20 protein-coding genes and 3 pseudogenes are annotated in these 21,236 nt (G+C 70.3%); 5 read left to right on the top strand and 18 right to left on the bottom strand.

Annotation, left to right across the window (positions count from 1 at the left end; genetic code table 11):
- The first annotated feature begins 157 nt into the window (after window positions 1-157).
- Both istA and istB read left to right on the top strand, forming a co-directional pair.
- A complete protein-coding gene (istA, locus tag AC0VYN_RS17310) occupies window positions 158-1,786 on the top strand; it encodes an IS21 family transposase (protein ID WP_475536903.1) in 1,629 nt (542 codons plus the stop codon).
- Entirely contained in the window at window positions 1,783-2,580 is a 798-nt protein-coding gene (gene istB, locus AC0VYN_RS17315; protein ID WP_401981210.1) for an IS21-like element helper ATPase IstB, read from the top strand. The genes istA and istB overlap by 4 nt, the downstream gene beginning before the upstream one ends.
- Before the next feature lie 98 nt (window positions 2,581-2,678).
- On the opposite strand, the gene AC0VYN_RS17320 is transcribed toward istB, so the two are convergent.
- Together AC0VYN_RS17320 and AC0VYN_RS17325 are read right to left on the bottom strand one after the other, a co-directional pair.
- Window positions 2,679-2,927 (bottom strand): hypothetical protein, encoded by a 249-nt coding sequence (locus AC0VYN_RS17320; protein ID WP_403514080.1) that lies wholly within the window; start codon window positions 2,925-2,927, stop codon window positions 2,679-2,681.
- Window positions 2,928-3,405: 478 nt separating this feature from the next.
- Window positions 3,406-3,870, bottom strand: coding sequence for a hypothetical protein (locus AC0VYN_RS17325; protein WP_475536792.1), 465 nt, complete (start codon window positions 3,868-3,870; stop codon window positions 3,406-3,408).
- 170 nt (window positions 3,871-4,040) lie between these two features.
- Here AC0VYN_RS17325 and AC0VYN_RS17330 point away from each other — a divergent pair, with 170 nt between their 5' ends.
- Complete coding sequence (locus AC0VYN_RS17330) at window positions 4,041-4,400, top strand: hypothetical protein (protein ID WP_475536793.1); 360 nt, start codon at window positions 4,041-4,043, stop codon at window positions 4,398-4,400.
- A 366-nt stretch (window positions 4,401-4,766) separates the two neighbouring features.
- Here the strand turns inward: AC0VYN_RS17330 and AC0VYN_RS17335 are convergent, their stop codons facing one another.
- Window positions 4,767-5,483, bottom strand: a complete 717-nt coding sequence (locus AC0VYN_RS17335) for a hypothetical protein (protein ID WP_475536794.1) — start codon at window positions 5,481-5,483, stop codon at window positions 4,767-4,769.
- Between the two features lie 89 nt (window positions 5,484-5,572).
- Here AC0VYN_RS17335 and AC0VYN_RS17340 point away from each other — a divergent pair.
- Window positions 5,573-5,806: pseudogene (locus AC0VYN_RS17340) on the top strand (IS481 family transposase); the annotation flags it as partial.
- Here AC0VYN_RS17340 and AC0VYN_RS17345 read toward each other — a convergent pair.
- From AC0VYN_RS17345 to tap, 3 genes and pseudogenes are all read right to left on the bottom strand, one after another.
- Window positions 5,807-6,463 (bottom strand): annotated as a pseudogene (locus tag AC0VYN_RS17345) (leucine zipper domain-containing protein); the annotation flags it as partial.
- A gap of 165 nt (window positions 6,464-6,628) precedes the next feature.
- Window positions 6,629-7,185, bottom strand: a pseudogene (tpg, locus tag AC0VYN_RS17350) (telomere-protecting terminal protein Tpg).
- Between the two features lie 9 nt (window positions 7,186-7,194).
- Window positions 7,195-9,435 (bottom strand): telomere-associated protein Tap, encoded by a 2,241-nt coding sequence (tap, locus tag AC0VYN_RS17355; protein WP_475536795.1) that lies wholly within the window; start codon window positions 9,433-9,435, stop codon window positions 7,195-7,197.
- A gap of 477 nt (window positions 9,436-9,912) precedes the next feature.
- Between tap and AC0VYN_RS17360 the strand changes: the two genes are divergently transcribed.
- Window positions 9,913-10,095 carry a hypothetical protein gene (locus tag AC0VYN_RS17360; RefSeq protein WP_475536796.1) on the top strand — a complete coding sequence of 61 codons (183 nt, stop codon included), beginning with the start codon at window positions 9,913-9,915 and terminating at the stop codon, window positions 10,093-10,095.
- A gap of 466 nt (window positions 10,096-10,561) precedes the next feature.
- Here AC0VYN_RS17360 and AC0VYN_RS17365 read toward each other — a convergent pair whose 3' ends face one another.
- The 12 genes from AC0VYN_RS17365 to ribB all read right to left on the bottom strand — a co-directional run bounded on the left by AC0VYN_RS17365 (window position 10,562) and on the right by ribB (window position 21,224).
- Entirely contained in the window at window positions 10,562-11,110 is a 549-nt protein-coding gene (locus AC0VYN_RS17365) for a DUF6197 family protein (RefSeq protein WP_475536904.1), read from the bottom strand.
- 135 nt (window positions 11,111-11,245) lie between these two features.
- On the bottom strand, window positions 11,246-13,507 hold the full coding sequence (locus AC0VYN_RS17370) for an MMPL family transporter (RefSeq protein WP_475536797.1): 2,262 nt from the start codon (window positions 13,505-13,507) through the stop codon (window positions 11,246-11,248).
- A gap of 225 nt (window positions 13,508-13,732) precedes the next feature.
- Window positions 13,733-14,200 carry a hypothetical protein gene (locus tag AC0VYN_RS17375; protein ID WP_475536798.1) on the bottom strand — a complete coding sequence of 156 codons (468 nt, stop codon included), beginning with the start codon at window positions 14,198-14,200 and terminating at the stop codon, window positions 13,733-13,735.
- 403 nt (window positions 14,201-14,603) lie between these two features.
- Window positions 14,604-15,866 carry a beta-ketoacyl-ACP synthase II gene (gene fabF / locus AC0VYN_RS17380; protein ID WP_475531646.1) on the bottom strand — a complete coding sequence of 421 codons (1,263 nt, stop codon included), beginning with the start codon at window positions 15,864-15,866 and terminating at the stop codon, window positions 14,604-14,606.
- A 93-nt stretch (window positions 15,867-15,959) separates the two neighbouring features.
- Window positions 15,960-16,106: a hypothetical protein gene (locus tag AC0VYN_RS17385; protein ID WP_475531647.1), complete on the bottom strand. Its 147-nt coding sequence runs from the start codon at window positions 16,104-16,106 to the stop codon at window positions 15,960-15,962.
- 69 nt (window positions 16,107-16,175) lie between these two features.
- Window positions 16,176-17,186 carry a beta-ketoacyl-ACP synthase III gene (locus tag AC0VYN_RS17390; protein WP_475531648.1) on the bottom strand — a complete coding sequence of 337 codons (1,011 nt, stop codon included), beginning with the start codon at window positions 17,184-17,186 and terminating at the stop codon, window positions 16,176-16,178.
- Between the two features lie 108 nt (window positions 17,187-17,294).
- Window positions 17,295-17,486, bottom strand: a complete 192-nt coding sequence (locus AC0VYN_RS17395; RefSeq protein WP_475531649.1) for a hypothetical protein — start codon at window positions 17,484-17,486, stop codon at window positions 17,295-17,297.
- Window positions 17,483-17,902: an SRPBCC family protein gene (locus AC0VYN_RS17400; protein WP_475531650.1), complete on the bottom strand. Its 420-nt coding sequence runs from the start codon at window positions 17,900-17,902 to the stop codon at window positions 17,483-17,485. The genes AC0VYN_RS17395 and AC0VYN_RS17400 overlap by 4 nt, the downstream gene beginning before the upstream one ends.
- Complete coding sequence (locus AC0VYN_RS17405) at window positions 17,902-18,666, bottom strand: SDR family oxidoreductase (RefSeq protein WP_475531651.1); 765 nt, start codon at window positions 18,664-18,666, stop codon at window positions 17,902-17,904. The genes AC0VYN_RS17400 and AC0VYN_RS17405 overlap by 1 nt, the downstream gene beginning before the upstream one ends.
- Window positions 18,663-19,283 (bottom strand): hypothetical protein, encoded by a 621-nt coding sequence (locus AC0VYN_RS17410; RefSeq protein WP_475531652.1) that lies wholly within the window; start codon window positions 19,281-19,283, stop codon window positions 18,663-18,665. The genes AC0VYN_RS17405 and AC0VYN_RS17410 overlap by 4 nt, the downstream gene beginning before the upstream one ends.
- 7 nt (window positions 19,284-19,290) lie before the next feature.
- Complete coding sequence (locus tag AC0VYN_RS17415; RefSeq protein WP_475531653.1) at window positions 19,291-20,514, bottom strand: 1-acyl-sn-glycerol-3-phosphate acyltransferase; 1,224 nt, start codon at window positions 20,512-20,514, stop codon at window positions 19,291-19,293.
- Between the two features lie 38 nt (window positions 20,515-20,552).
- Window positions 20,553-21,224 (bottom strand): 3,4-dihydroxy-2-butanone-4-phosphate synthase, encoded by a 672-nt coding sequence (ribB, locus tag AC0VYN_RS17420; protein ID WP_475531654.1) that lies wholly within the window; start codon window positions 21,222-21,224, stop codon window positions 20,553-20,555.
- Window positions 21,225-21,236 lie beyond the last annotated feature (12 nt).

A 21,236-nucleotide genomic window follows, 5' to 3' on the forward strand; every position in this document is an offset into this window, starting at 1 on the left:
CGTTGGCTTTATCGACCAGTAGCGACGTCGCTTGTCGATGGGTTTGGGAGGCGCCCTGTTCCACGGATGGGTGATGTCGACGAGTTTGGGAGGCACCGGGGTTCTTGCCAGGGCAGCATCGACATGCTCCTGGTGAAAGGTGCTGGTCATGCCGCGGATGTCGAAGGTCGAGCTGTACGCGGCGATCCGGCGTGACCACCGCGGCGGCATGTCGATGCGGGAGCTTGAGCGCAAGCACGGCGTGACGTGGCGGACGGTGCGGAAGGCGTTGGACTCGTCCTGGCCGGAGCCGCGCAAGAAGCTGCCGCCGCGGGCGACCGGACTGGACCGGTACAAGCCGGTGATCGACGAGATCCTGCGGGCGGACCTGGACGCGCCGCGCAAGCAGCGGCACACGATCACCCGGATCTTCCATCGGCTGGTCGAGGAACACGGCGCCGACGTCTCCTACGGGATGGTCCGCTACTACATCGCGGCCCGGAAGCCCGAGATCCTGGTCGAGTCAGGCAAGGCCCCGTTGGAGGCGTTCGTCCCCCAGACCCACCAGCCCGGTCACGAGGCGGAGGTCGACTTCGGCGACGTGACGATCCGCCTCGCCGGCGAGCTGGTGACCTGCTACCTGTTCTCCTTCCGCCTGTCGTATTCGGGCAAGGCCGTCCACCGCGTGTTCGCCTCCTGCGGCCAGGAAGCGTTCTTCGAAGGCCACGTCCACGCGCTGCGGACACTGGGCGGGGTCCCGCGAACCAAGGTCCGCTACGACAACCTCAAGGCCGCTGTCGCCCGTGTGCTCGGGCTGAGCCGGGCGAGGGTGGAAGCTGACCGGTGGATCGCCTTCAAATCGCACTACGCAATCGAAAGCTTCTACTGCCGCCCAGGCATCGAGGGCGCCCACGAGAAGGGCGGCGTCGAGGGACAGATCGGCTACTTCCGCCGCAACCACTTCGTCCCCGTCCCCGAGGTGTCCTCGCTCGCCGAGCTGAACGAGTTGGTCGAGCAGTGGGACCGGCAGGACGACGCCCGCCGGATCGGATCCAGGTCCAGGACCATCGCCGAGGACTTCGCGCTCGAACGACCGCTGCTGATGCCGTTGCCAGAGGAGCCGTTTGAGACCGGGCGGCTGTTCACCCCGCGGGTCGACCGCTACGGGCAGATCCCGGTCCGCACGAACCGCTACTCGGTTCCCATCCGGCTGATCGGCAAGCGGGTGCGGGTCATCCTTCACGCCTCTCACCTGGTGGTTTACGACCAGAACGTGGAAGTGGCCCGGCACGAGCGGCTGATCGCCAAAGGCGCCGTCCGTCTTGAACTGGACCACTACCTGGAGGTTCTGGTCCGCAAGCCCGGCGCCTTCCCCGGCTCGACCGCTCTCGAACAGGCCCGCTCGGCCGGCAAGTTCACCCCGGTCCACGACGCCTGGTGGACCCAGGCCATGAAGATCCACGGCCAACGGGACGGCACCCGCGCGCTCATCGAGGTACTGCTGCTCGGACGACACATGACGCACGAACACGTCGTCGCCGGCCTGGCCGCAGCCCTGCGGGCCGGGGCCATGACCGCGGATGCGGTCGCGCTGGAGGCCCGCAAGGCCGCCCAGGCCGAGACCGAGCCCGCACCGGAACCCCGGACCCCCGGCCAGCCGTCGGCGACGGTGACGTCCCTGCACGAGTGGCGCCTGGCGCATCTTCCGCCGGACACCAGGCCGCTGCCCTCGGTGTCTCACTACGACCAGTTGCTCCGACGCCGCCGCACCAGCGGCAGCGGCCACCGTGAGGGAGAAGCGCAGTGACCATGCCCCGCCAGCGAGGCTTGACCGAGCAGGCCGCCGACGCCGCGATCGACTCCGCCTGCCGCTTGCTGCGGCTACCGTCGATCCGCAACGAGTTCTCCGACATCGCCGACCGGGCGATGAAGGACCAGATGAGCTACCGCGGCTTCCTCGCCGAGCTACTGATGGCCGAGTGCGACGACCGGGCCCGCCGCAGGTCAGAGCGACGGATCAAGGCAGCCGGCTTCCCCCGCGAGAAGTCCCTGCGGTCCTTCGACTTCGACGCCAACCCCAACATCGACCCGGCCACCATCCACACCCTCGCCAGCTGCGAATGGATCAAGAAGAGCCAGCCCCTCTGCCTGATCGGCGACTCCGGCACGGGCAAGTCCCACATGCTCATCGCGCTGGGAACCGAGGCGGCGATGAAGGGCTACCGCGTCCGCTACACGCTCGCCACGAAGCTGGTCAACGAGCTGGTCGAGGCCGCCGACGAGAAGCAGCTGAACAAAACCATCGCCCGCTACGGCCGCGTCGATCTCCTCTGCATCGACGAACTCGGCTACATGGAACTCGACCGCCACGGCGCCGAACTCCTCTTCCAGGTCCTGACCGAACGCGAGGAGAAGAACAGCGTCGCGATCGCCTCCAACGAGTCGTTCGGCGGCTGGACCAAGACGTTCACCGATCCCAGGCTCTGCGCGGCCATCGTCGACCGGCTGACGTTCAACGGCACCATCATCGAGACCGGCACCGACTCCTACCGCCTCGCCAGCACCCGAGCCCGAGCTGAGGAGCCCGCCAAGGCCGGCTGACATCTGCCGCTGCTTGACTCGACGGCCTGCCGCCCGTCAGGGCGGCAGGCCGGCCCGCATTCGCGGGCAGTGCTGTCCTGTTGCGAGATTCGATCGGCTCAGTCTTGGCTGTCGTCATCGAGCGGACGCAGGCGGCGCCGGGCCTCCTCCAGCCGCACGTCATAATCGGGGAAGAACAGCGCGGGCAGCATCTTGTCCAGCTGGCCAGCGATCCGATGGATCGGGGCCCATGCCGCCGGATCGTCGACCGTGTTGCTCAGATCGGTCATCTGCAACCGTTCCAACCAGTCCGACAGGATCGTCGCTTCGTCGCGGGTGAGCTTGATCGTGATCGCTGGCTCTTCCACCCCGGCCCCACCCCTTCGAACAGACGATTCAACGTTCGGCGACACAACCTACCGATCACCAGCTCCGCGAGATCGACCAGCTCTCGTCGGGGCCGGACACGTGCCGTCATCTCTCGTCGACATTCCCGAGCCGGATGATCGCCAACTGCCTCCGCAACCCATCGACAAACGCTGTTCCTGAAGATGAACGAAGCCAGCGCACCTCATCCTCTCCCCCATGATGAGGATCATCTTTTCTTGGAGCACTGGCGTGGCGGTCCGGACGTCCGGTAACACTGACGAACGACGCCCGTCACGACGCACCGTCGGCCTCGTTGCCGGTCAGGCAACCGAGGCCGACGGTGCGGAGCTCTTCGAGCAGTAGCGGGGCGGGATGCTCGTCTTCCATCCGCGGGAGTTGTAGAAGGCGTCGTCGCCGCAGGCCACGCAGGAGCCGGGCGCGGCGTCGAGAAGGGTCTACAGAAGCCCAATGGAGCGTTCAGCTATCCCGTCGGTCGGCGTTGCGGCGTAGTGTCGTCGGCCTCTTGGGCTCGCGGATGATGTCCTTGTCGCCCGCCTCGCGCGGGACGTAGAAGAAGCCCTCTGCGGTTTCCGGCTCGTAGTGGACGACCGCGTTCTCTTCCTTCAGCATCCGGCGCCACGACTCCAAGCGCTTCACCTTTTCGTCGTCTATGGGCATCCCGGCACGCTTGCGGCCCTCCAGGCGCAGCATCATCAGCGGGTAGAGCGCGCGGTGGTTCCTCTTCACCGCCCAGGGGATCAGTAGGTCATCGCGAGCGGTGCGACGCGCCAGCCCTTTGCGGTAGCGGAAGTTCCCCCACGCGGAGGGCTTCATCTCGATGTTGTACTTCCGCAGGTACTCCGCGGACATCTCGTCGTAGGACCATCCCTCTTCGAACCACCTGATGACCTCGCCATCGTCCTGGATCTTCTTAGCCGGCATCGGCTCCCCCTCTGTTTCGTGTGGCTGTGTAAGCTCGCGAGCCTCTAGGGCCCGTCGTCAGCCTTACACGTTGACCGTACGCATACTGTTGTCACGTTAACACACTCAGTAAAACTCGGCACGCAGCCACCAGCCACCAGCCACCAGCCACCAGCCACCAGGAGCAAACGATGAAGATTGAGATCATCGCGTGCGACATCGACCAGGAGACCCCGGCCAAGTCCTACGCGATCACGATCGACGGCGAGACGCATGAGCTGGACTTGTGCCGGACGCACGCCCGGCCGATCGAGGAGCTGATCGAGGCGACCAAGGGTGAGACCATCGAGCCGCCAGCCAAGGCCCTGGCCTCTCCGCCCACGCACTTCGCTTCCCCGTCCTCGTACGAAAAGACGACCGCCGCCAACAAGGACGAGAAGACTGCCAAGCGCCGGGGCGGACGCCGCCCCAAGATCACGAGCATGTCGGAAGTCGAGGCCGCTAAGGCTGCTCACCGGGCGCAGGCATCCGCCTCGAACTCCGCGAAATAGTGCCTCCTGACCACGACACGTCCACTCTTGGCGTGGGTCCGTCGTCGCCTGATGGTGTGAGTGCGGGGGGGGGCCGCCGGTCTGCAGCCGCTGGCGTGATGATGTGAGTGAACGCCATCCGTACCCGAGCGACTTATCGGACGAGTAGTGGGCTCTGATCAAGCCGGTGATCACCGCCACCGCTCGGGTCAGCGGCCACCTACGACACCCTCGGACGGCCCCTAATTAGCCCCAGGCCTTCGAGGCGGATCGTCGCCCTTCCGTCGCAGGAGGCGGCGATCCTCAGAGGGTGACGCGCTCTTCGGCGGCAGATCGTGCGGGAGGTAGGCCGACCGGCAGCCCATCCGGCCCGGCGGAGGACCGCGTTCACGTTCTCCCGCATGGCGTAGGCGCCCTGGTGGTGGTCTGCCAGCCGGACGGTGGGCGCTGTCCGTCGCTTGCGGCGGTGGTGGTGTAGCCGGTGGCGCGGCCGGTCCAGGTGACCTGGCCCTTGGTGGGTTTCTGGGTAGCGAGCCAGGTGGTGGCGCCGGCGGTGTCGTAGACGGCCGCGGTGTCGGCGAGGACGTCACCGCTGGTGCTGCTGTTGGCGGGCAGGCTGAGGCTGCTGTCGGTGACCGAGCACTGCTTGGCGACGGTGCGGGTGCGGAAAACAAGGCTGGTGATACCGGCATCCGGGTTACGTGCGTACCAGGTGCGGGTGCAGGTCTCGTCGCCGCTCACGGCGTTGAGGCCGTAGTCGTCGGCGGTGGTAACCATGCCGAGGTCGTCGTACTTGCTGGCGGTGACTTGGGTGCGCCACTTGCTTTGTGCGGTGAGGTAGGTGCTGGTGTAGGTCGAGACGTTGCGGACCCACTGGGCGATGTGGGCGGCGGCGTCCGGGACCGTCTGGGTGGCGGTCACCGTGTTGGTGTAGTTATTGAAGGCGCTGCTGATGGGCTGGCTCCCGTTGTAGGTGACCTGCTGGCGCAGCACGCCCTTGTACTGGTCTCGGTCGTAGGCGGCGGAGAAGTCGACGTCCGTGTCGAGCAGCTCGGGCACAGTGACGGACTTGGTGGTGCCGTCCTTCTTCTTGTCTCCGTGCATGCCCTGCATGTAGAGCGAGACGGTCTTGGAGCGGGTGGTGTTGAGGGCGCCGGTGTAGGCGGTGACCTGGCGGTAGCCGCGCCGGTCGGACCAGGTCCGCTCGTCCGCAGGGACGAAGGGATCGTCGTTGTAGTGCCAGGCCGCGCCGCTGTAGGAGTAGGCGTACTCGACGATGGGCCTACCGCCGGCCCTACACCTCAGACCGCGAACGCCAAGCCGCGTTTCCCGACTGGCTGGACTGGCACAACTACCACCGACCCCACACCGGCATCGGCGGCCACCCACCAGCCAGCCGCGTCACCAACCTGTCCGAACAGCACACCTATCGTGATGCCACGTGTGGCGAACCAGGCTGCGGCCCGGGTGAGGAAGCCGGCGCAGGTGTCGGCCTTCTCGTCGGGGAGGTCTTCGGTGTAGGCGAGGCGGGTGTGGTCGTCCAAGGCGGTGTGGAGGTAGGCGTATCCGGCGCCGTTGCGGCGGTCCTTGTTCGGGCTGCCGGCCGCCCGGCCGAGGACCTTGTGGCCGCCGCCGTCGGGGATGCGCCCGAGTTTCTTGACGTCGATGTGGACCAGTTCCCCGGGCCAGGCACGCTCGTAGCGGCGCACGGGCTCGCCGGTGGCCCGGTCACAGGCTGCCAGCCCGGGCATGCCGTGCCGCAGGAGGATGCGGTGCGCGGTCGAGGCGGCGATGCCGCAACGGGCGGCCAGCCGCACCGGACCGATCCGGTGTTCGCGTCGCAGCCGCACCACCCGCTGTTCGACCGGGGCGGGCGTCTGGCGCGGGCTGTGGTGGGGGCGGCTGGAGCGGTCGAGCATCCCGGCCGGGCCCAGTTGCCGGTAGCGGCCCGCCCACCGGGCGGCGGTGGTGTGGCTGACCTGGAAGCGTTCCGCGGCCCGCCGCAACGGCCAGCCTTCGTCCACGACGCACCGCGCCAGGCGAAGCCGTCCGGTCGGAGTCAGCGGGGCGTTACGGTGGGACACGAGGGCCTCCTGCGGTCGGGTGCAGATGTCGCAATCCACACCGAACCCAGAAGGCCCTCACCCGTTGAAGCACCCAGCACGCGTGTCACCAACGTCCCGGAACAGCACACCTAGGGCCGCGGACACCGACCGCAGCACCAGCTTCCTTCCACCTAACAGCCCGTCCTACAGGTCGAACTCGAGGCGCTCGATGTCCGTGAACCGGACCTCTTCCAGACTGCCGGCGCGGCGGCCGTTGTCCTGGAAGTAGACCTCCTTGAGGGCTTCGGCCGCGATCTCTTGGAGTCGGGCGTCGCCGGCCCCGGCCTCCTGGGCGGTGAAGAGGCGGGCGGCGTACTGCGGGGGCAGGGCGAGGTCAGGTGGCGGATGCGGTCCTGGTCCGTCGACCCGATCGGCGCGGTGTAACCCATGCGGGCGCGGGTGTCGATGACGATGCCGTCGGTGGTGGCCGCCTTCTGCCGGGCCCTGGCCCGGATCTGCGGCTGCCAGCGCTTCTTCACCTCGCGTTCCAGGCGTGCGGCGAGGTCCGGTCGGGGCTTTTTGATCTGGTTCTTTACGTACCGTTCGACGGTGCGCTGGGAGATCCGCAGCATCTGGGCGACCGCCTTGGTGCCCTTGAGCTGCTTGACCAGGTACCGCATCTGCGCGCCCGCGCTCTTGGGCGCCGGGCGGGTGAACGCCTTCTGCACAGCGGCGTCCAAGCCGTCCCCGAACAGGCTCATCGCCGACTCCTACTCTCCGCTGTCGGCGTCCGTGACGGTGCCGTCCTTGATGTACCGGGCGAGGTTCAGCTCCGGAGCGTCGAACCGCTCGCGAACCTCCTCACCCCACAGCACGCTCTGCGTGCCCTCGTGCTTGACCAGGCCGGGGTTGACACCCAGCTTGAAACCGCCGGGCAACGGCTTGCCGTCCCGGTAGGGCAGGAAGTCCAGCGGCGAAGGCCCGCCCGCCGCGTAGACGACGCAGTCGGACAGGACCGCGACCGGGTACTGCCCGGTGAACGCCGCGTGCTTGACGATCTTCCGGTGCAGATTGATGCGGGTGCGGGAGATGACCGCCCCGCGGATGTCCGGCCGCCACGTCGGGCGGGACAGGGCACGCCACGGCTGTCCGGGCTTCCAGCCCTCCCCGCGGGGGCGCTCCCGCAGCTTGCCCAGGCCCCCCTTGACCGTCGCCTTGATCGCCGAGACGACGATCGCCAGCTCCGGATCACGGCTCCTATAGTCGGCCATCGCGGCGAGGAAGCCGGCCGGCGTCAGGTCGGCCGTGACGCCGAGGTCGGCCATGGTGGCGAGGTAGGCGTCACGGAGCCGGTTGTACCAGCCGTCCAGGTAGCGGCCGTTCTCGTAGCGGACGTACGCCTCCACCGGGCGGACCTCGTAGCCGAGCTCCGCCGCGTAGGCGACGGTCGGTGTCGCGTACCAAGCCGGTCCCTCGGGGCGCTCGCCCTTCGGCGTGAACGGGCTGGGCAACAGCGAGGCGTCGAGCTCCACCCACTCCTTGCCGACCTTCACCGTGGACAGGTCGACGTGGGACAGGTCGACCAGCCACGAGCCCGGCAGCTTCGGGTCGAACACCGGCTCCTTGACGTGAGTGGGCGCGCCGAGGCCGACGTTGAGGCCGTTGGCGCCTGCGGCGAAGGCCATGTTGACGTCGATACCGACCAGGTGCCGCAGGGTGCACTCCGCGTCGGTCATCGGCCGCGCCCAGTCGTGCGCCTCCTCGAACAGCTTCTCCGCCGGGCCACGCACGTGGAAACGGGGCAGGTCCTTGATGAGCGGGTGGCCGTCGGGGGCCTCGCACGGCGCCGGGTCGACCGGGTCCTTGCCCAGGGAGCCGGGATTGTGCTCGGGGTGCCGCTTGCCGTCGGCGTCCGACTCGGACGCGCGGGTGGGCGGGTGCAGGACGGTCATCAGCTCCAGGCCGGTCACGGCGGTGGAGCCGCGCGGCGTCATCACCCGGGACGCGTACACGCCCAGCACGCGCGCGAGTTCCGCCGGCGGAAGCTGTGCGGCCTTGCCCCAGTGACGCGCGTCGAGCGCGTGCCAGGACGGGATGCACAGCTGCACGCAGGCCCGCTTCGTGCCGGTGGCCGGGCGATAGATCCGCGCCCACGGCCCGAACCCGCGCTTCGTCAGCTTCCACTCCGCGCGCACCAGCTGCTTGACGACCTTGTGGTTCTCCGGGATCCGGCCGGCGAGCCGCTCCTCCTCCGTGAGCGTGACGGGGAGGCCGTAACGCTCCAGCGCGGACTCGGTGAGGACGATGAGCGGGTCGGCGTCCTTACCGGGGCCGGCGAGCTTCGGCTGACCGAGCTTGGCCTCGCGCAGCGTCCAGTCGACCAGGGCCGGGATGCTCTTGGCGGGCACGTCCAGGACCAGGCCACCGGTGCAGTAGGCCAGCACCCGCCCGTCGGCATCGACATCGACGACCGCCAAGGGCCCGTTCTCGAACCGCGGGTCAACGGCCCCAGCCGGGGTGCCTGCCGGGACCGTCTTCTTCGCACCCGGCCGGCGCGACGTCGACGAGGGCCTGGTGGTGGCCTCCGAACGCGACGCGCTGGCCGGAGCAGCGGTGACAGGAGAAGAGGCAGGAGCAAAGGTCTGCGTGTTCACGGGCGCAGGCATGGCCGCGGCTTCCGAGGTCTGGCCTGCGGGCACAGCCGGTGCTTCTACCGAGTCGGAAGCGCCGCTCCCGGAGAGCACCGGGGCGGCATGCTTTTCAGGGGCGGGGTAGAGGTCTGCAAGCCGCCGCAGCAGCCGCGCGTACGCCTCACGCTCCGGACCGCGCGGCTCGACCGGCTTCTTGACCGACTCCCAGCCGGACACCGTAGCCCGGCGGACCTTCAGCACGGCCGCGACTTCGTCCAACGTTAGGCCGTGTGCGACCCTCAGCCGCTTGCGCTCAGACGCCGGCGGCAGTGGAGAGCGGGATGCAATCAGCGCGTCAACAGCGTCGAACAACTCGGACATGGAGCACCTCCAGCCACATCCTACATACTCCACCGCACAAATTCCGTACGTTTACCGTACAGATTACGTACGTCCTCTCGCACTGCACCAGCACGGCAGAGGCTCCTGAACTACTCACTACCGAAGGTTCCATAAGTCTCCTGAAAGCAGCCCGCCTCCTGACGTCCGTTCCGTAGCCGTGTGCGGCCGGCGTCTGGCACTCCTGGTGCGCCCGGCTCCTGGCGGCGCGAAGCGCGGAGGTCCCGGCCGACGCGCAACGGGACCAAGGACGGCGCCGATCCCCCGGCCGCACGCCGCCCCGCCGCCCCTTCCCTTCCCTTCTTCTTTCCGGTCCGGGACCAGTGCAGAGGGGGACGGCGGGCTGCCGACCACGCCACCGAGGGCATGGTGACCTGCGCCTTTGAGCTGGCGAGGACTGGTGGAGGGAGACGGTTGTCGGCGGGGTTGTCGGTGGGGTTGTGGACCTGGTCGGCGGCGGTGTTGTCGCATCGTGACCGTGGTCGGGCCCTGGACGAGGACGCCGCACGCCTCGCACGCGAACACGGCGGCGGAGAACGCAGCTGGCGACGCGCCACGGCCGAAGCCCGCGCCCTGTACGAGCACGGCCAGGTCCTGGACGACGCGGCCGCGGCCGCGTACCCGGAGCAGCCCACGTCCTGACGTCTGATGCCGCGACACCGTCCGGTCGGCATCCCTGTGAGAAGTCGGGGACGTTCACGGGGGCCTCGCCACCCTGGCTTCGCCCGACGTCGAGAGCCCCCGGCCTTCGAGGGGGAGGCCGGGGGCTACTTGCCATGACAGAGCGGTCACCAGAGCCAGCGGTTCCCAGGCCCACGCCGGCGAGAACGAGAACCGCAGGGCACCGATGCACGCGTGTCGCCTTGCCCAACGGACAGAACCCGCCGCGGTCACGGGGTCATCGACTGCCGTTCAGAAACGGCGGCCCATGCTCGTGCCGAGCTTAGGGGCGCAGGCAGGCCGTTGTGCGGTCAGCGCGCAAAGGCCCGGGCCGACGCGCAACAGAACCAAGGACGGCCCCGATCCCCCGGCCGCACGCCACCCACCGCCCGTCCCGCCCTTCCCTTCCTGAAGCCGGGCTCAGGCCGACAGTTCCGACCACGACAGGTCACAGGCCCGTGTGGGGAGTCAGCTGACGACTTGGAGCTCCCCTACTGGAGACCAACACCTTTTTGGCCGCGGCGAGTTCGGACGGTACGCAGTCGGCCTCCGTCTGGAGCTGGTCCACTCGCATCCGGGCGACTGCCTCTCGCTCTTCCAGCAGGCCCATCAGCCTGTCGCCTCTTCGGGGCAAGGGCAGGGTGGGGTAGCGGCAGGACTGGAGCAGGGCGATGATCTGCCAGCGGGTGCGGGCCGGCGCGTCGTTCCAGGCGCACACCAGCTCCCAGTCGCTGAAGTAGGCGCTGTTGTGGGGGTCCAGGCAAGCGCGTACCGCGGCCAGGGCGGCTCTCACCTCGGTTCCGCAGGACTCTGCGTGTCCGGTCGCCGCCCAGGCGAGGGCTCCGACCAGGCTTGCTGCCTGCGGGTCGTGGGGGGATCCGATGTACAGCAGTCCCTGTCCTTGGCACCAGCCTCGGCGGGTGATCAGCAGGGCGCTTCGCTGGAAGATCTCGTCGTTGCCCGCCTGCTGAAGCGGCGGTGGAGTGGGGTCCGTTATGGTCTCCCTGTCCTGGTGGGTTGTGACGTCGGGTTCGGGTGGGGCGGCGGAAGTGACCGCTGCGCCGTCGGCTCGGGAGGTGAGCCGATCGGCGCAGCGGGTTTCACGGAGGGGGGTGGGGAGGGGCGGGTCGGGTCACCGTGTGGTGTGGTCGGCCAGCTGGGGGTGCCGGCTCGTGGTGGCCGCCGTCGCGGCCGTCGCGGGGACCGGCTCGGGGCCGGTGGGCTGCTCGGAGGCGGGGGGCTGCTGTTCGGTGCGGCGGTGGCGGCCCCAGGTGCGGTCGCCGATGAGCAGGAGTGTGGCGGGCATGACCAGGCGGCGGATGACGACGGCGTCGAGGATGACGGCGGCGGCGAGGCTGATGCCGAGTTCGCGGACGATGCTGATCTGCGCGCTGGTGAAGGAGGCGAAGACCGCGACCATGATCGCTGCGGCGCCGTTGACGAGGCCGGCGGTTCGCGCGAGGCCGCCGAGGACGGCCTCGCGGTGGGAGGCGCCACCCAAGTAGGACTCCCGCATGCGGGAGATCATGATCACCATGTAGTCCATGCTGAGGCCGAACATCACGGCGAAGAGCATGAGCGGGGTGACGCTGTTGATGGAGTTGTCGGCGTTGCCGGTGAGCATGGCGAGGAAGCCGAGGCTGGCGCCCACGACGGCGATGTTGAAGGCCAGGGCGAGCAGCGGCAGCAGGACCGACCGGAAGGCGTAGAGCAGGATCAGGAAGCTGAGCAGGGCGACGGAGAGGACGACCAGGGGGGCCGAGCGCAGGACAAGGTCGTCGAAGTCGGAGCCGGTGGGGGTGGCGCCGGCAAGCTGGACGGTGACCTCGGGCTGGGCGCGGTCGTCGAGGTGGTCGCGCAGGTCGTCGACGAGGTGGTGGGCCGAGGAGCTGTCGGGGTCGGCGCTGGGGGTGATGATGACGCGGGTGACCAGGTTGTCGCCGTCCTGCGTCCACAGCTGGTGGAGTGCGGTGCGGGCGGTGGCGTCGAGGGAGGCGGGGTCGTCCAGGGACCGGGAGAAGGGCTCGACGGACTGGACCTTGTCGGCGCCGGGTGCGGACTGGGCGTAGGAGGCGATGTCGGTGGCGCTCTTGAGGAGGGCGTCGGACTGGTCACGGTCGGCGCTGAGTACGACCTGGATGGGGAACATCTCGCGGACGCCGATGTCCTGCTTGATGCGCTCCATCCCGGTGCGGGCGCTGTCGTCGGCGGGCAGGATGTCCGCGCTGGCGACGGGGACGCGCAGGGTCAGCTGGGCGGCGGGGGCGGCGAGTGCGGCGAAGGCGACCGCGAGGGCGGCCAGGACGAGGCCGGGTCGGCGGGTGAAGCGGTTGCGGGGGCGGTTGTTCTTGCCGGCCTTGGCGGGGGTGGTCGTCTCGGTGGTGTTCTTGCGGCGGCGCAGGGTGCCCCAGTTGATGCGGTGGCCCAGCAGGCTCAGCACGGCGGGCAGCAGTGTCACGGCAATGGCCACGGCGACCAGTGAGACGGCCACGCCGCCCAGCGCGATGCTGGTGAAGGACATGGCGCGGGGGATGAAGAGGGCCGAGAGGGCGACCACGACGGCCAGGCCGCTGAAGACCACGGAGTGGCCGACGGTGCGCATGGTGCGGTCCAAGGCGTCGGGCACGGTGTGGCCGTCGGCCAGCTCCTCGCGGAAGCGCTTGATGATGAAGAGCGAGTAGTCGACGGCGACGGCCAGGCCGACCATGCTCACGATGTTGGTGAAGAGGCTGTTGACGTCGGTGAACTGTGTCATCCCGTAGCCGATGGCCTGGGTGGCCATCAGGGTGACGCCCGCCATGAGGAGGGGGACGACCATCGCGGCCACGGACCGGAAGACCAGCAGCAGCACGATGAAGAGAACTGGGAAGGCGATCATCTCGGCGCGGGTGACGTCTTCCTTGGAGTGCACGTTCAGTGCGTAGTCCAGGGCGGGGGCGCCGGTGACGTCGACTTCGACCTTGTCGCCGACGGCGTTGCGCACGTCGTCCTGGAGGTCGGGCACGAGGTTCTGGACTGTGGTGTTGTCGCTGGTGAAGCCCACCTGGAGGAAGGTGGTGCGGCCGTCCTTGGACAGCCACTCGGGGTGGGTGGTGCGGTCGGTTACGGCGGAGACTCCTTCGCGCTGCACCGCCTTGCGGGCCTGTCCGATGGCGTCTTGGACGGCACCGTCCTTGCTGTGCAGGACGACCAGCAGGGAGTTGGGGGCTTCGTCGAAGGCGCGTTCCAGGGTGCGCTGGGCCTTGACGGACTCGCCGCGGGGGTCGGAGAAGCCGCCGGTCTTCAGGGCTCCTTCGAGCTGGAGGGCGAAGGGGACGGCCAGGGCGAGCAGCAGCAGCCAGCCGGCGATGACGGCTTTGGGCCGCGCGGCGGCGAGGTGGGCGATTTTCTTCACTTCTACTCCTGGGTTCCGGGGGTCCGTCCACCGCTTGTGGGAGCGGGCCGTACGACAGCAGCCAGACAGGGCGCATTTCGATGTTGGAACAACGATGATGCATCATCGATGACCCATCATGCGTGATGGAACATCGATACGCAACATCTTTGAAGACGGGTTTCTGTCGGCGGACCGGCCAGGAGCCTCAGCAGTGGCTGTGGCTGCGCGGAAAACGGCAGCGCGTCAGAGCAGGATCTTGGAGAGGCCAGGCGCCGCCGCACGCCCGCCGGCGCTCGGGCGCAGGGCGCGGAGCCTCACAAGTTCGCCGTGGTCGGCACGCAGGATGAGGCGGTACGGGGGACGGCTCTCCTGGCGCGCCACGGTGACCCAGCCCCGCCGGGCCCAGGCGTACAGGGTGATGTGCGGCATGGAGAGTTCCGCGGCCAGGTCCCTCAGCCACCACTCGTCGGCCGCCAGGCTCTCCTCGGGAGCCGGGGCGGGCCGACGGCGGGCCGGGGGGACGTTCTCGCGCAGCAGCCGGCGCACCGTGGTCAGGCTGATGGCATCGCTGCGGCCGGGGGCCATGGTGTAGCCCTCGTTCCGCAGCACCCGGGTGATGGTGGGGGCGGTGCAGCCCTGTCCGGCCAGGTCGGTAATGCGCGCGACGATCCGGACGTAGTGATGCTCCGGCGGGACGGCGGCCGGTGTCATGAGCGCTGTGACAGGCCCAGGGTGCCGACCTGTCCGCAGCATGGCGTACATGGCCCGGTGCGCGGCGAGGAGTGGGCCTCGACGAGGCGGGAAACGGCGGGATTCAAGGTGGCGTCCTTCATCGTCCCTCTGTCACTCACTGCGTCGGTTGCCGGTACCGCGGAGGATCAACGCCTGTCGTTCGCCACAGCGCGATCGTCACGCTAAAACGTGCCCTGGTGCGCCGGGTGGACGGTTGGGCAACACGGCTTGAATCTGCCGCAGGGCCGCCGCGGGGCCTTCTTCCGTCGCTATGCGTATGGCCTGGGCTTTCGCCGCCGGGACGGCGGCGGTGGTTTACAGAATCGAGTCTCGTGTTGACCTGAAACGGCGCGGCCGGGCGTGGCCCGGTCGCCCGTTCGGCTCAGTGCTGACGGGTGGCGTCGCCGGTGCTGTGGAAGGCCAGGCAGACGTTGTGGCCGCCGAAACCGAAAGAGTTGTTGAGGACGACGGCGGGGCCGGGGGCCAGCTCGCGCGGTTTGTCGCGGACGACGTCCAGGTCGACCCGCCCGTCGAGGGCGCCGATGTTGATGGTGGGCGGCGCGAGACGGTGGTGCAGGGCCAGGACCGCGGCCACCGACTCCACCGCCCCGGTCGCGCCCAGGAGGTGCCCGGTCATCGACTTGGTGGCAGAGATCGGCACCCGTTCGGCGTGGGAGCCCATCACCTGGCGCAGGGCGGCGAGTTCGGCGAGATCGCCCAGCGGCGTGGAGGTGGCGTGGGCGTTGACGTGCGTGACCTCCTGCGGGGAGCTGCCGGCGTCGGCGAGCGCCGCGCGCACGGCGCGGGTCACGTCACGGCCCTCGGGTTCGGGCTGGGCGATGTGGTGGGCGTCGGACGTCAGGCCGACGCCGGCCGCCTCGCCGTAGACGCGGGCGCCGCGCGAGCGGGCGTGCTCCTCGGATTCCAGGACGAGGACGCCGGCGCCCTCGCCCATCACGAACCCGTCCCGGTCACGGTCGTAGGGGCGGGAGGCGGCCTCGGGGCCGTCGTTGCGCCGCGACATGGCCATCATGTTGGCGAAGGCCGTCATGATCAGGGGATGGATGGGGGCCTCGGTGCCTCCGGCGACCACGACGTCCGCCCGGCCGGAGCGGATCATCCCCATAGCGTGCCCCACCGCCTCGGCCCCCGAGGCGCAGGCGGAAGCCGTCGTGTGGACGCCGGCCCGCGCGCCCAGTTCGAGGCCGACGTGCGCGGCCGGCCCGTTCGGCATGAACATCGGCACGGTGTGCGGGGAGACGCGGCGCGGCCCCTGCTCCCGCAGCACGTCGTGTGAGGTCAGCAGCGAGGTGAGGCCGCCCAGGCCCGAGGCGATGACGACACCGAGCCGGGTGGGGTCCACGTCCGGCCGGCCGGCGTCCTGCCAGGCCTCGCGGGCCGCGACGAGCGCGAACTGTGCCGAGCGATCCGTCCGCCGGGCCAGGGTGTGGCCGATGTGCGGGGCGGGTTCGCTCGCTGCCGGGCAGGCGATGCGTACGGTGAGGTCGCTCGCCCACGGCTCGGTCAGGGCCCGGGCGCCGGAGCGGGCGGCCAGGAGGGACTGCCAGGTGGAGGCGGCGTCGCCGCCCAGCGGCGTGGTGGCTCCTAGCCCGGTGACAAGCACCTTGCGGCCGGCGTGCGTCATCGTGGGTCTCCTGGAGGTGGGGATCGCGAGGTTCGGCTGGTCTCTCGCGCCGGATGTGCTCCAAGGGCGGGGAGGACCTGGCCGGACGGCCTGTCAGACGGACTGGAAGATGCGGGCCATGATGTCCAGCACGGTGGTGAGCTCCTGGGGCGCCGTGCCCGGCCGGTCGGCGTCGGTGGCGAGGGTCTCCTCGCCGCACGCGAGGAGGTCGGTGTCCGGCTGCGCGGTGGTCACGTTCATGGCAACTCCTGAGCTGGGTCGGACGGGCGGGGAGGTGTTCCAGGGTGTGCGCGGGGACGGGGGCGGGCGTCAGGGCAGCGTGATCACCTGGGCGGCGTAGGAGAGGCCCGCACCGAAGCCGATGGTGAGGGCGAGCGCGCCGCTGCGGGCGGCTCCGGCCGCCAGCATGTGCTCGATCGCCAAGGGAATGGAGGCCGCCGAGGTGTTGCCGGTGTGCACGATGTCGCGGGCGACGGCCACATGTGCGGGCAGGCGCAGTGTGGTGGCGAGGGCCTGGACGATGCGCAGGTTCGCCTGGTGCGGGATGAACGCCTCGAGGTCGGCGGTGTCCATGCCCGCCTCGTCCAGGGCGCGGCGGGCGGCGCGGGCCATCTCGTAGACGGCCCAGCGGAACACCGTCTGGCCCTGCATGGTCAGAGCGGGAAAGCGCGGCGGGCGGCCGTGGCGCAGTTCGAGCCAGGAGGCGCTCTGGTCGATGGCGCCGCCCTGTGCCCCGTCGGAGCCCCAGAACACCGGACCCATGGCCGGGGTGTCGCTGGGGCTGACGACGACGGCTCCGGCCCCGTCGCCGAAGAGGAAGGCGGTGGCGCGGTCGTCGTGGTCGATCAGGTCGGACATCCGCTCGGTCGCCACCACCAGGACGTGGCCGGCGCTGCCGCCGCGGACCAGGTCGTGGGCGACGGCCAGGGCGTGGGTGAAGCCCGCGCACGCCGCGGACAGGTCGAAGGCAGCGGCCTGCGCGGTTCCGATCCGGTGGGCGATGTCGGCTGCCAGCGCCGGCAGTTGCCGGAAGTGGGTGGAGGTGGCCACCAGTACGCAGCCGACCTGGTCCACGGTGACTCCGGCGTGCGCAAGGGCCTTCTCGGCGGCTGCGGCGCCCATGAAGGCGACGCTCTCATGCTCGGCCGCCCAGCGCCGTTCGGCGATGCCGGAGCGTTCGCGGATCCACTCGTCGCTGGAGTCGATCCGGAGGGCGATCTCCTGGTTCGACACCACGCGAGAGGGCCGGTAACCGCCCACGCCGGTGATGCGGGCGTACGCCGGGCCCGTGGCAGGCCGGAGCACGGAGGGTGCGGACACGATGCGTCTCCCTGGGACGGGGGTCGAGGACGGCCGGAGGGAAGGGCGGATGGTGACGGGCCCGGGCGGGGGATGTCTGCGGGCCCGTCTCGAAGAGGGGCGGTCTCTTCAGTCGAGGCCGCGCAGGATGTGCTCCTCGGCCGCCTCGCCGTTCAGCCGGGCCAGGTGCAGCGGCACCGGCAGCGCCCAGCAGTCGCTACGGGCGGCAGCGGGCAGGAGCGCGGTGTCCGGCTGCGTGTGGTCACCGGGCGTCGTGGTGGCGGACGGGGCGGCGGGCGGGGCGGCGGGCGGCATGGTCATGCCACCGAGGCCAGGGCGCGCTGCCGGGCCCGCTGGGACAGGCGTCCCAGGCGCAGGTCGGCGACGCCGGCGAACGCCGGGCGCAGCAGGGCGGCGAGGGTTCCCCGGTTGGTGAAGGAGTGCATGACATGGGTGCCGTCGCCGTGGGGCAGCAGGCGCCAGCTGTTGGTCTCGGCAAGGCCGGGAACCTCCCAGCAGCCCTCGATGTGGTTCTCGCCGATGCTGCGGTACGCCCAGTGGCCGGTGAGACCACCGCGGGCCGTGAGAGGGTAGCGCCGGCCGGTGGTCGCCGCCTCGGGGCCCCCGACCGACAGGAACGCGGGGTTCCATTCGGCCAGTCTGGTGGGCTCCAGGAGGATCTGCCGTACCGTCCGCAGGGGGGCGGGGATCAGGATGTGTGCGTCGGCGGTATTCATCAGTACCTCATTCCTCCGTCGGAGCGGATGACCGTGGCATTGATGTAGTCGGCGGCCGGAGAGGCCAGGAAAGCGATGGTCTCGGCCGTCTGGGCGGCTTCGCCCAGACCCAGCAGGGAGCGGTCGGTCATGCGCCGCCGCTGCGGGGCGGCCACGGCGGCGCCCAGGCCGGTGTCGAGGATCCCGGGAGCCAGGGTGGCGGTGCGGATGTTGTAGGAGGCGTACTCCTGCGAGACGGTCATGGCCAGGCCGTGCAGGCCGGCCTTGGAGGAGGCGTAGGCGGCCTGCCCCGCGTTGCCGGTGAGCGCGGTGATCGAAGAGATGTAGATGATGCGGCCGTAGCGTGCCCGCATCATGCTCTTCACCGCGTACTTGGTGGTGAGGAAGGCACCGCGCAGGTTGACCCGCTGCACCTCGTCCCAGTCCTCGACCGACATCCGCACCAGAGGCTGGTCGCGGGTGATCGCGGCGTTGTGGACGAGGACGTCGAGCCGGCCGAACCTGCGGGCCTCCGAGGCCAGCAGGGCGGCCGTGTCGTCGGTGGCCACGTCACCGGGGACGAGCCGGAGCCTGTCGCGGTACTTGCCCGCCAGACGTTCCAGTCCCTCCGAGGGTGAGCGGTGATTGGCGACCACCATGGCTCCCTGTTCCAGGAGCGTCTGCGCGGTCAGCAGGCCGAGACCCCGTCCCGCCCCGGTGAGGAGCACCACCCGTCCCGTCAGCGGGGTTGCCGAGGGCGGGGCCGGTGAAGTCGGAAGAGTCATGGCGTGATCTCCCAGGTACGGACCGCGGCCACCGCCCTGCCGGACGGGCACAGCGTGGCGGCGGGGTCGACGGTGGCGGTGATGCCGGTGGTCAGGTCGCTGGTGAACAGGTGGTCGGTGACCGGCGCGAGGCGGTCGTCGGCGAAGGGGCGGGGCGGGCGCAGACGGGCGAACCTGAGGTTTGCCAGATGGCGAGGGGGGTCCTCGACGATCAGATGCGGCAGCAGCAGGTCGGGCTCCTCGCGCAGCAGCCGCGTGCTGTGCTCCAAAAAGCGCAGGCCGCGTTCGCGCAGCGCGGCCGGCATCCAGTCCAGGACCGGCAGGTACAGCTCGCTCACCACACCGTCACTGGTCAGCGTGGCCCGGGCGGCCACGTCGGGCGGAAGACGCTCGGCCTCCTCGGCGTACATCGGTACCGAGATGCACTCCTGCTCGATCAGGACCAGGAGACAACCGCCGCTGTACAGATGGTCCATGACCTCGGCCGCCTGCGCGGGGCTCGGCCACAGAGCCGTGGGGATGTAGTCGCCGGGTGCGGAAGCGTGCCAGGACAGGCGACGGGGCCCGTCGAAGACCACGAGTGTCTTACCGCACCGCAGGAACGCTGATGTGCTCATCGTTCTCTCATGACCTCGGATTCGAAGGGCCGCCGACGCCGGCGAGCTGCTGGTAGTGGGCTTCGGCCCGGCGCCGTCGGTCCGCTGTTCTGGCGTCGGGGGCCGGCGCGGCGAGGATGCCGCGCAGGTGCGGCGCCGCCTCGTCGTCACGGCCGACCGCGATCAGCGCCTCGGCGTACGCCATGGGATAGCGGGTGTCGTGGGCGCCCAGGCGGGCCGCGTGCCGCAGGTGCTCCAGTGCCTGGGGGCGGCGGCCGCCCAGGGCTCGGGGCATCAGCAGGTGCCAGCGGCCCAGCAGATAGCGGGCCATCAGGTGGTCGGGGTGTGTACGCAGTACCTCCTGCGCGGTGTGGCGCACCCCGCGCAGCACGGCGGGCCGCAGCGGTGCGGGGGCGTTCAGGGCGCGCAGTCCGGTGAGCCGGGCCTCCAGAACGCGGGCGTCGGCGCCCAGAGAGGTGCCGAGTCCGGTGAAGCCGCCGGGATCGGTGACGCGGGCCAGGTCGAGCAGCAGGCGCGCCTGCTGCAGCCGCCGCCGGGCGGGCAACTGGTCGGTGTAGCTGAGCATCGTCTCCACGACCGTCTCGGCCCGCTGGACGAGTTCGGCGGCCGCCTGCCGGGCCCGCCGAGGGTCGGGGGCCGTGCGCGCGGTGTCCACCAGCCGCTCCAGCGCCTGACGCGCCCCCTCGACCAGGGCCGCGACCCGCTGAGGCCTGGGCCGTGCGGTGTCGTCGGGCAGCGCGGGGCCGAAGACGACCCGCACCTGGGCCCGGCGGGGCCGCCAGCCCCCCTTGGGCAGGACGTCCTGCGCCCCCCACAGCGCCACGGGGATGACGGGCACGCCCGCCCGGACCGCGAAGCGGAAGGCACCGTCCTTGAAGGGGAGCAGCGGCCAGCCCGGCCCGCGGGTGCCCTCGGGGTAGACCACCAGGGCACCGCGGGCGGCGAAGACGCCGTCCACCGCGGCCAGCAGTTCCTTGTCGGGCCGGTCGCGGTTCACCGGGATGCCCCCCATGCCCTCGGTCCACCGGCGGCGCACGGGGTGCACGAAGGCCTCCGCCTTGGTGAGGTAGGACGTGGGAGTGTCCCGCAGGCCGTCGAGAACGGCGTCCAGGACGAGGTGGTCCGCGAAGCTGCTGTGGTTGGCGACCAGGACGAACGGCGTGTCGGCCGGCAGGTGCCGCACTCCTTCTACACCGGCGAGGTACCGGTGCGTGACCGCGGGGCGTGTCACCGCGGTCGACGCACCGGCCATCCACCGGGACAGGCGGCTCACAGAACCCGCTCGCCGCGGGCGGCGGCGTACTCGCGCAGCTTCTCGATGCTGGTGAGCACCAGGCCCTCGCGCCGGGCGAACTCCGCCAGCTGGGGCAGGCGCGCCATCGTCCCGTCCTCGCGGATGATCTCCACGATGACACCGGCGGGCGCCAGCCCCGCGAAGCGGGCGAGGTCGACCGCGGCCTCGGTGTGGCCGGGCCGCTCCAGGACACCGCCCGGGCGGGCCACGAGCGGGAAGATGTGGCCCGGCCGGCGCAGATCGCCGCTGGAGCCCTTCAGCATCAGCTCGATCGTCTTGGCCCGGTCCGGGGCGGATATTCCGGTGGTCACCCCGTGCTCCGGGCCGCCGTCGACGCTGACGGTGAACGCGGTGCCGTGGTGGTCCTCGTTGCGCTCGACCATCGGCGGCAGCTCCAACTGTGCGGCGCGCTCCTCGGTCACCGAGACGCAGACCAGGCCGCGACCGTGAGTGATCATGTAGTTGATGGCCGCGGCGTCGGCGTACTCCGCCGCCACGATGAGGTCTCCTTCGTTCTCCCTGTCCTCGTCGTCCACCACGACGACGAGCTCACCCCGCGCGATGGCCGCCACGGCCGCCGCGGCGTCATCGAGAACGATCGGGGCGTCGAGAGCGACGGGAGTGCCTTCAAGGATCTGCGCGGTCATCTTGCTTCCTTT

This window comes from Streptomyces sp. 63XJN7_1_ISO-PGPR-S23-121, from assembly GCF_056173025.1.